8 protein-coding genes are annotated in these 9,575 nt (G+C 50.8%); 5 read left to right on the top strand and 3 right to left on the bottom strand.

Annotated features, from left to right (window positions below; all coding sequences use genetic code 11):
• Positions 1-194, top strand: a 194-nt coding sequence (locus KK078_RS27920; protein ID WP_254093743.1) for an RpiB/LacA/LacB family sugar-phosphate isomerase, incomplete at its 5' end; no start/stop codon positions are given.
• A gap of 26 nt (positions 195-220) precedes the next feature.
• On the opposite strand, the gene KK078_RS27915 is transcribed toward KK078_RS27920, so the two are convergent.
• On the bottom strand, positions 221-1,627 hold the full coding sequence (locus KK078_RS27915; RefSeq protein WP_254093736.1) for a glycosyltransferase family 39 protein: 1,407 nt from the start codon (positions 1,625-1,627) through the stop codon (positions 221-223).
• A gap of 115 nt (positions 1,628-1,742) precedes the next feature.
• On the opposite strand from KK078_RS27915, the gene rbfA reads away from it, so the two are divergent.
• The 3 genes from rbfA to KK078_RS27900 all read left to right on the top strand — a co-directional run bounded on the left by rbfA (position 1,743) and on the right by KK078_RS27900 (position 6,417).
• The gene (rbfA, locus tag KK078_RS27910) at positions 1,743-2,108 is read left to right on the top strand and encodes a 30S ribosome-binding factor RbfA (RefSeq protein ID WP_254093734.1); all 366 of its coding nucleotides are present in this window, start codon (positions 1,743-1,745) and stop codon (positions 2,106-2,108) included.
• 17 nt (positions 2,109-2,125) lie between these two features.
• Positions 2,126-3,352, top strand: coding sequence for an ABC transporter permease (locus KK078_RS27905; protein WP_254093732.1), 1,227 nt, complete (start codon positions 2,126-2,128; stop codon positions 3,350-3,352).
• A gap of 122 nt (positions 3,353-3,474) precedes the next feature.
• Positions 3,475-6,417 (top strand): DEAD/DEAH box helicase, encoded by a 2,943-nt coding sequence (locus tag KK078_RS27900; RefSeq protein WP_254093726.1) that lies wholly within the window; start codon positions 3,475-3,477, stop codon positions 6,415-6,417.
• A 140-nt stretch (positions 6,418-6,557) separates the two neighbouring features.
• Here KK078_RS27900 and KK078_RS27895 read toward each other — a convergent pair whose 3' ends face one another.
• Positions 6,558-7,457 carry a lysophospholipid acyltransferase family protein gene (locus KK078_RS27895; RefSeq protein WP_254093724.1) on the bottom strand — a complete coding sequence of 300 codons (900 nt, stop codon included), beginning with the start codon at positions 7,455-7,457 and terminating at the stop codon, positions 6,558-6,560.
• 92 nt (positions 7,458-7,549) lie between these two features.
• On the opposite strand from KK078_RS27895, the gene KK078_RS27890 reads away from it, so the two are divergent.
• Positions 7,550-8,356: an SDR family oxidoreductase gene (locus tag KK078_RS27890; protein WP_254093722.1), complete on the top strand. Its 807-nt coding sequence runs from the start codon at positions 7,550-7,552 to the stop codon at positions 8,354-8,356.
• On the opposite strand, the gene KK078_RS27885 is transcribed toward KK078_RS27890, so the two are convergent.
• On the bottom strand, positions 8,349-9,521 hold the full coding sequence (locus tag KK078_RS27885) for a glycosyltransferase family 4 protein (protein ID WP_317196004.1): 1,173 nt from the start codon (positions 9,519-9,521) through the stop codon (positions 8,349-8,351). The genes KK078_RS27890 and KK078_RS27885 overlap by 8 nt on opposite strands.
• Positions 9,522-9,575 lie beyond the last annotated feature (54 nt).

Here is a 9,575-nt window from a genome sequence, read left to right as displayed (position 1 = left end):
CGGGCTTGGCGGGGGCGATTGGCTGGTCCGTGGAACTGGCCGGGCTGGCGCGTCAGCACAACGATGCCAACATCGTCTGCATTCCGGCCCGGTTCATTTCGCTGGACCTGGCGGAAAAGATCACCGGTAAGTTTTTGACAGAGCCCTTTGAAGGCGGGCGGCACGCTAACCGCGTCGGCAAGATCAGCTGTTAAACCAGCCGGCCGCGGGCGGCCACGTCTTAGCGTTTATCTACGCGGGTGTAAAGGCCTTGCGCAGACGGTATGTACTGGCCCTTGAGGGCCGGAACACGGTCGAAGAACTTAGGCATGAAGTTACCCGGGTCGATGATGACCTCCGGCATATCCGCCCGGAACAGCTCGCTCACCTGTATTACATTATCATAGAACTCCGGCTCCTCGAAAGTCTCGCGGGCCAGCTTCCAGTTTAAGAAACCCGTGGCCAGGGTGTTGTTTGCATATACCGAGGGGTCGTCGCCCAGAAAGAGAATGCGATGATCCTTTACGGAGGCCGCGTAGGGATTCTCTTTTACAAACAGACTATCATAGTGCACCGCGGCAATGCTCCCACGTCTCGCGGAGTTTTGTATCAGCACTGTGCTGATCAGAAACGCCCAGATGCCGATCTCTGCCAGCTTCTTGCGGCGGATCACCAACAGGAAATGGGTGATGAAAAAGCTAAAGCTCGGAATGAGCGTGAGGAAGCTCTGCGGCCGCAGCTCTTTGGAATAGAATATCTGCAGGAACGAAAACAGCATCCAGAAAAACATGGTTTGCACAAGTTGCGACTGGTACTTGGTAAAGCGGGCGTCGCGATTCATCATGATGAGCGACAGGACGAGAAAGCCCAGCGGCAGCGCGCCGAGCAGCCACAGGCTGGAGCCAGGTACGTACCAGGTATTGCTAAAGCCCAGGTTGGGCAGATAATAGTAGGTCCACAGGGCACCCATGCCGTCGTAGAGGTAATACAAGCTCATGAGCAACACGTGCGGCAGCAAAAAGCCGAAGACCATGAGCAGGTAATTGCGAAAGGTAGAGCGGGTAAAGATCGCCAGGATCACGATCGACGCCACCAGGTACACGATAAACGAGAAGGCGAAGAGCGAAGCAATGGCAATATAAAAACCAAGGTTAAAAATAGAGCCGGCGTACTGCTCGCGGAATTCGATCTGTTTGTAGAGGTTGTTCATGGCCAGCAGCAGGAAGCCCGAGCCCAGCAGCTCGGGGCTGAGCGAGACCACGTCGAACGAAAAGAGCGAAAGTACGGCAAAGATGAGCGACGGAATAAACGTATTCTCCGAAAAGGCCTTCTTGAAAATGAACACCATGCCCAGGTAGCCGGCCTGCGAGAAGATAATGAGCAGGGCCAGGATGTGCCGGGCCAGGATGGAGCGGCCAAACATCCAGTCAAAAACGCCGTTAAACCAGGCAGCCAGCGGCGGCGTGGAATCGATCAGTTCCGTATACAGGGTGTGGCCATCGCGAACTTTTTCGCCCACCAGAATGCTTTTTAATTCAGGGTAGGTCATGCCGGGGCTGTTCAGGAACAGCGGCAGGCTCGCCACGGCCATAATAATAAGCAGGCCCAGCAGACGATAAGGGTCGTTTATGCGGAAATAACGAAGCAAGGCGTTTTTTTAAAGTGGCTGTTAAAGTAACGCGAAAATTAGGCTAGTGGCTGTAAAGATTGAAATGAATCGCCCGTTTTTTCATCTTTGTCAGGTAAATTAGGTGGGGAAAGTTATGAGCTCGACACGACAACTTAAATATTCCAAGCTTATCCAGAAGGAACTAAGCGATATTTTCCAACGCGACAAACGCGGTATTTTGGAAAACACGTTCATTACCGTGGCCGACGTGCGCGTAAGCGCCGACCTGGGTTTGGCCAAGGTCTACATCAGCATGCTGCTGGCCAAGGATAAGAAAAAGACCATGGACAACATCAACAAGCATAAAAGCGAGGTCCGCAAGGCTCTGGGCGAACGCATCGGCAAACAGGTGCGCATCATTCCGGAGCTGGTCTTCTACCTCGACGAAGTAGAGGAAAACGCGCAGAAGATGGATGCCCTGATCAAGAGCCTCAACATTCCGCCGGCCGACAAACCGTAACCTTTACCCCTCGCCCGTTGAACCTGCCCTTTTTTATCGCCCGGCGTTACTTGCTTTCAAAGCGTAAGAAGAACTTCATCAACATCATCTCCATGTTGTCGATGGTGGGCGTCGCGTTTATTACCGCGGCCCTGGTCATCGTGCTGTCGGTGTTCAATGGACTGGAAGACTTGCTGCGTTCGCTCAATAACTCGTTCGACCCCGAGATCAAGATCGAAGCCACCCAGGGCAAATCCTTTCACGCCACCCAGGCCCTGCTGCAGAAGGTGGCCGCCGTGCCGGGTGTAAAGGTTGTGACCGAAGTGATCGAAGACTATGCCTATGTGCGGTATCACGACGCCAACCAGATCGTGACGCTGAAAGGCGTGAGTGAAAATTTCATCGAGCACGGCCGCATTCCCGCCGAAAGCATTACGCAGGGCAAGCTGCGACTGAAAGAACACAATATCCCATATGCGATGCTGGGGCAGGGCATCGCCAATACCCTTACCGTTGACGCCCGCAATACGGCGTTTCCGATCCAGGTATATTATATCAAAAATGTAAAAGGCGGTAGTACCGATCCGTCGCGTATGTACGCCCGCCTGAACATTTTGCCTGGCGGTGTATTTTCCATCATTCAGAATATAGACGAGAGTTATATGCTCGTGCCGCTGGACTTTGCACAAGAGCTGTTGAGCTATGGCGACAAACGCACCTCCCTGGAGATCAAAACGGTGGCCGGCAGCGATATACAAAAAGTGAAGCTGGCACTGGCGCACGCCCTGGGCGAATCGTTCCGCGTGCTGAACCAGGAGGAGCAGCACAAGGACCTGTATAGCCTGCTGAAATTCGAGAAGTTGTTTACCTTCCTGGCGTTCTCCCTGCTGTTGGGGGTGGGGTCTATCAATATCTTTTTTAGCCTTATGATGCTCGCCCTCGACAAGAAGAAAGACATCTCCATCCTGGCCGCAATGGGTGGCAATCAATACCTCATTCGTAATATTTTCCTGGCAGAAGGCGCCTTAATTGCCTTTATCGGGGCGCTGTCGGGGCTGGCGATCGGGGGCTTTATCTGCTGGCTGCAGCAAAACTTCGGAATGGTATCGATGGGCATGGAAACCTCGATTACGCAGGGCTATCCGGTAAAAATGGACTGGATGGACTTTGCCGCGGCGCTCGTGGTAATGTCAATACTGACAATTATCATCTCCTATCGCCCGGCTGTTCTGGCCGCTCGCTTCGGATCGCCGCAACAATTATAGGGAGTAATTTCTACACTAAATTTGTTGATTTTCTCATTCAATTCTAATCCCGGAATGCTCGCTATTTTCCGGTCCAATGTCTAAATTGCGGATTCTGTTTTCATCAAAAAACCGTTTTTGTGATGAAAGTTTCTGCTTCACAACCATTTCAAATTATCTATTCGTTGTACCAACACGAATACCTCGGCTATATTTTCGAGTCGTATATCGTGCATTTGGATGATAAGGGTAAACTTACGTATCAACACCAGAACATTTCATCCAAGAATGCACGCGAGTTTTCGAAAGGACTCGACGATCGCGACTTCGAGCTGATCGAGCTGATGGATTCGATGCAGCAGGAAACGATCGTAAAGAAGTTCTCGGCCAAGTTCATGAAGCCCGAGGAATTCTTTGCCAAGACCTACGACAAGACGAAAGGCAACGAATTGATCCAGGATCAGATCGAAGACTACCTGGAAAAACGCCGCGCGAAGATCCTCGAAAAGATGAAGGGCAAACAGCTCTTCGAAATGGGGAACGACGGCGAGCCTACCTGGAAACGAATTGACGTGCTGGAGAAGCGCGCAACAATTCAATTCCACTTCATGCGCACCGACGATCAAACGAACTACTACCCTACCTTATATTTTCAAGGCAAGAAACTGGACCTGCCCGATCCGTCGGCTTACCTGGTATGCAAGAATCCGGCGTGGATGGTGCTCAATGGCAGCCTCTATGGATTTGAAAAATATGTAGACGGTAAAAAGCTGATCCCCTTCTTCGCAAAAAAATTCGTGGTGATTCCACGCAATGTGGAGGAGACATACTACAACCGTTTTGTCGCACCCCTCATTGCCTCCTTTGACGATGTCGACGCCAGCGGTTTTGAGATCAACAAAACTACCTACGACCCACATCCGGTACTGACGCTCTCCGAGCTTCACACCACACAGATGGCCTCGGCCCCGTCGCTTTTTGACAGTGGTGCCCCGGCCGATGATAGCAGTGATGAAAGCGGCAAGATCGTATTCGATCTGTCGTTTAAATATGGCAAGCACCGGTTCCGCGGTGATAATATCGGCCCGGTAAGCGTAAGTCTCGAGAAACAAGGCGAGGGTTATATCTTCCACCGGGTGGCCCGCCATACCGACCTGGAAAAGAACTTCCTCCACACGCTCCAAAAGCTGGGATTGCCGATGAAGGGTTTCCGGGTGGCGGTTCCCAAATCCGAAGCCTTTTCGTGGTTGAATGAAAACCGCGTGAACCTTCTCAACCTGGGCTTTGAAGTGAGCCAGCCGGAAAGCCGCGACAAAAAATACTTTGTCGGCAAGGCGATCATCGAGGTGGAGGTAAAGGAAAACATCGATTGGTTTGACATCCACGCCAAAATACGCTTTGGCGAGTTTGAAGTGCCTTTTAAGGATCTGCGCCGGCTCATTATGCGCCGAAAAGTGGAATTTAAGCTTCCCAATGGCGAAATCGCGATTATTCCAGAGGCCTGGCTGACGAAATATGCCGATCTGTTCTCGCTCAGCGAAACCGAAGGCGATCACGAAAAGCCTGTACTGCGCAAGCACCACCTGAACCTGGTAAAGGAACTGGAAGAAGGCAACCTGGCCAAGGTCCACCTGAGCGAAAAACTCCGCTCGATGAGCTCCTTTAGCGGAATTAAGAATTATCCGATACCCGCAGGCTTTAAAGGCGAGCTTCGCCCCTATCAGCGCGCCGGCTATAACTGGCTGCGGTTTCTGAACGAATACAACCTGGGTGGCTGTCTGGCCGACGATATGGGTCTGGGTAAAACCGTGCAGACGCTTACCATGTTACTGGCGGAGAAAGAAGCAGGCTCTGGCACCTCGTTGTTGATCATGCCCACGTCGCTGATCTACAATTGGGAGATGGAAGCCAGCAAATTCACCCCCGATCTGCGCATTTTGAACTATACGGGCACGCTGCGCAACAAAGACATCCGGCGGTTTGAGAACTACGACCTGATTTTGACGTCCTATGGCATTACCCGCCTGGACGTAGACCTGCTTCAGCAGTTCTATTTCAATTATATCATCCTCGACGAGTCGCAGGTCATTAAAAACCCCACCTCTAACATTTCCAAGGCCGTTCGCGAGCTTAAATCGCGCCATAAGCTGGTGCTGACCGGTACGCCCATTGAAAACACCACGCTGGACCTCTGGTCACAGATGTCATTCATCAATCCGGGCATTTTGGGGGCTCAGACGTATTTCCGCAATGAATTTCAGAACCCCATCGAAAAGCGGAACGACGAAACCCGCTCCAAAAAGCTGCACGCCATCATCAAGCCATTCATTTTACGCCGTCATAAATCGCAGGTAGCAACAGAACTGCCCGAAAAGGTGGAAAACGTGCAGTATTCAACCATGACGCCCGAACAAGAGAAGCGCTACGAGGAGATTAAGTCCGTGTATCGCGAAAAGATCTTCAAGCTTATCGAAACGGAAGGCCTCGGAAACAGCCGTTTTATGATCCTGGAGGGTCTTACCAAACTACGGCAACTGGCCAATCACCCAAAAATGCTCGATCAGGGCTATACGGGCGATTCGGGTAAACACGAAGATGTCACGCACATGCTGGAAAATGCTATGGGCGACGGTCACAAGATCCTTGTGTTTAGCCAGTTTGTAAAGCACCTGGAATTGGTCAGAAGCTATCTTAAAAGCCGGAAAATCGACTTTGCTTATCTGGACGGTTCAAGCACCGACCGTAAGGAACAGGTGGAACGTTTTAACAAAGACGCCAATCTGAAGGTTTTTCTGATCTCGATAAAGGCCGGTGGTTTGGGGCTCAACCTGACCGAGGCCGATTATGTATTCATTCTCGACCCCTGGTGGAACCCGGCGGTGGAAGCGCAGGCGGTAGACCGTGCCCACCGCATTGGTCAGAAAAAGAAGGTTTTCACGTACAAATTCATCACGCGTAACACCGTAGAGGAGAAGATCCTGATGCTGCAGCAACGAAAGCTGAAGCTCACGACAGAGCTTATTACAACCGAAGAAAGCTTTATGAAGCAGCTCTCAAAAGAGGATATCATGCAGATGCTGGTATAGAAGCGCGTCTTTTAAGCGTGTTTGCAAAAGGAACCTATAAGTCAGGTATAGCTCAAGGATAGGTATGGTATAGCGTTGATACGGGTAATCCTTAGCGATGATATACGTGATCGGTAAGGTTGCGTTAGGCAAAGGCTCTGTCAGCTGGCCTTAATAATTGTCGTATCCTGATGCAAATGGCGTTTTTTCCAGCGGTTATGGGACCAAAGCCAGGTCGTGGGATCTTGCCGGATCAATTCCTCCACCGCCTTCGCATATTGCTCGACGATAACGTGGCTATCCTTTTCATACGGCGGCGCTGCAATCTCTACAAGTTTTGCCTCATAATAACCGCGTTTCACTTTTCGTATCTCGGCGAAAAGAACCGGAAACTGCATGATCACAGCCAACTGATTGGCGCCAAAGAAAAACAGTGTTTCCTGGTTTAGGAACTGCAGACTGTACTTTTTGTCCTTTTTATACCCGGGATACTGATCTCCCACCAGCGCGATCCCCCGAAGAATGTCTTTACGCTTTACAGACACCCGCGCAACCTCATCCCGCTTGATGGGAAACGCGCCAAACCGGGTGCGTGAAAGCAATGAAAATCGATTAAAAAACTGGTTGTGTTGAGGCTGGTAAATAAAATCGGATTGGAACGGATAGCTGAAGCTGGCAGCGACCAGCAGCCATTCCCAGTTAAAATGATGCGATGCGAGGATAAAGACGGATTGGCCCTGTGCTTTAAATTTTTCTGCCGCGGCCACGTCGGTATAACGCATGCGCCGACCAAGCTCTTCTTTACTGATCGTAAGCAATTTCAGCATTTCCACAGCGTAATCGCACAAATTGCGATAGAACTGTTTTTCGATCTTTCGCAGTTCTTTTTCTGTCTTTTCCGGAAAGGAGTTTGTCAAGTTCTTCCACACCATCTTCCGGCGGTAGCGCACCAGGTAGTAGCTGACCGCAAACAGGAAATCGGAGAATGCGTAAAGCAACCAAAACGGAAGCGATGATAGTAGTCGTACAAAAAGCATCTCGGCAAAACAATATGGGGGCAAGTTACGCAAGTATTGCTATTTTTGAGCCCTCAGACGCCCATCTAGCTGATAACAAGCTCACTAGCAGAGTGCCTGTTTAACGATTCCATCCCATGAAAGACAAGGTTGTCATCATTACCGGGGGCTCTTCCGGTATCGGTAAGGCACTGGCTGAGAAATTCGGCCGCGAAGGCTCCCGCATTTTAATCACCGGGCGGCAGCTACCCGAGCTAAACGCAGCGGTAGACGAGCTAAAAAAACAGGGCATTACCATTGCTGGTTTTCAAGCCGACGTCAGCAAGGAAGACGACAATCGCCGCATGGCCGAGGAAGCAATCAGACTTTACGGCACAATCGACATTCTCGTCAATAACGCTGGTATTTCTATGCGGGCGCTCTTTTCAGAAGTCGATCTGGAGGTGGTTAAAAAGGTTATGGACATCAATTTCTATGGTGTTTTATACGCTACGCGGTATTGTTTGCCCGAAATCACCAGGAACAAAGGTTCTGTTGTGGGCATCTCATCTATTGCCGGCTTTCGCGGCCTGCCAGGCCGTACAGGGTATTCTGCCTCCAAATTTGCATTAAACGGCTTTTTGGAGGTCCTGCGTACGGAATTGCTGAAAACAGGAGTTCATGTATTAACTGCCTGCCCGGGCTTTACAGCCTCCAACATCCGCAAGCGTGCGTTGGCGAAAGACGGTAGCGCCCAGGGCGAATCACCCCGCGCAGAAGAGAAAATGATGTCGGCCGAAGAATGCGCCCGTCACATCTATAATGCGACCGTGCATCGTAAACGCACATTAATCCTCACCACGCAGGGCAAATTGGCCGTATTCTTTAATAAATGGCTGCCTTCCTTTGCAGACAAGATGGTGTATAACGTGATGGCAAAAGAGGCCAATGCACCCATTAAATAAAGATCCGGGCAAATTGTTTGGATAAAAGCTCGCGGGCGTAGCATTCCTCTGCCAGCCTTCGGGCCGATTTCTGCGCCTGTTTTAAAATTTCGCGGTTTTCGAGGTAAGGCATTATGTTTTCCACAAAAGAACCCGGCCGTTGGTGGTCTACATAAAAACCGCATTTGCGCTGCTCTATCTCACTTTTTATCCAACCGCCGAAGTTTACGATCACAAGCTTGCCGGCGGCCAGGCCGTCAAAGTATTTATTAGGAGAACCCGTTTCCAATACCGGCACCGGCTTATAGGAAATGAAAACCGCGTCAGTGACATTCAAGACGTCGTGTACACCTGGCCGGTCTTGAAAATCGATAAAGGAAAGCGTTTTCAGCATCAGGCGCTTTGCTGTTTCACGCAAGTGGCCAAGCTTCGCGCCCTCGCCGCACAGAATGAAATGAACTGGCAAAGCCGCTTTCTCGCTGGCCCGTACGCATTCCAGGAATTGATCGAGCCCGTTAGCAATGCCCAGCGCGCCGATATAGGATATTACCAGTTTTCCCGAAACATCGAATTTGGCTTCCAAAAGCGGTTCTTTCTCCTCGGGTTGAAAAAAAGCAGTATCCGCCATATTCGGAATAATGTGAATAGGCTTTCCAGGGGCACGTTTTTGAACGGCCTCCGCGATGGGTACCGATAAAGCTACGACTGCTTTCGCCCGACGGTAAATGTTCATTTCCAGTCCGTAGAGGGCCCTTTTGAATAATGGGCTTTTGACGGCACCCAATTGAATAGGTGCGTCAGGCCACAGATCCCCCACTTCAAAAATGTAGGGAATGCCATACCAACGCTGGATCCACTGTGCCGCCAGGCCTATTGTCAGCGGCGTGGAAATGGCATAGCAGACATCAACATCGCGATAATGCCGGGCCGCACGCACGGCCTGAAGAATGTAGCGAACGAACGAAATCCCCCTTTTATAAAAGCCAAAGCGGTTTTCGTAAGGGTTGGGCACGCTGTGCACCGTAATGCCGTCGATCGTTTTAACCTCCTCGTCCGGCCGGGCATGCCCGGTAATGACAACGGTCTGAATACCGGCCGCCGCCAATGCCCGGGCCAGGTAATATGAACGCAGGGCTCCTCCTTTTTGAGGTGTGTTAAAATGCTGGTGGAGGATCAAAACTTTCACGCTGCAAATAAAAGGAAAGTTGATGGCTCTGCTTGCTGCCCATTATTTTTTATG

This window comes from Dawidia soli (assembly GCF_018598185.1).
GTDB classification, from domain to species: domain Bacteria; phylum Bacteroidota; class Bacteroidia; order Cytophagales; family Cyclobacteriaceae; genus Ohtaekwangia; species Ohtaekwangia soli.
Note: the sequence above shows the minus strand (reverse complement) of the source record. Positions and strands in the feature narration are given on the sequence as shown.

What these genes read in the sequence shown, in the direction of transcription:
- KK078_RS27890 (WP_254093722.1), top strand. Translation starts at nt 7,550, where the DNA reads ATGAAAGACAAGGTTGTCATCATTACCGGGGGCTCTTCCGGTATCGGT.
- rbfA (WP_254093734.1), top strand. Translation starts at nt 1,743, where the DNA reads ATGAGCTCGACACGACAACTTAAATATTCCAAGCTTATCCAGAAGGAA.
- KK078_RS27900 (WP_254093726.1), top strand. Translation starts at nt 3,475, where the DNA reads ATGAAAGTTTCTGCTTCACAACCATTTCAAATTATCTATTCGTTGTAC.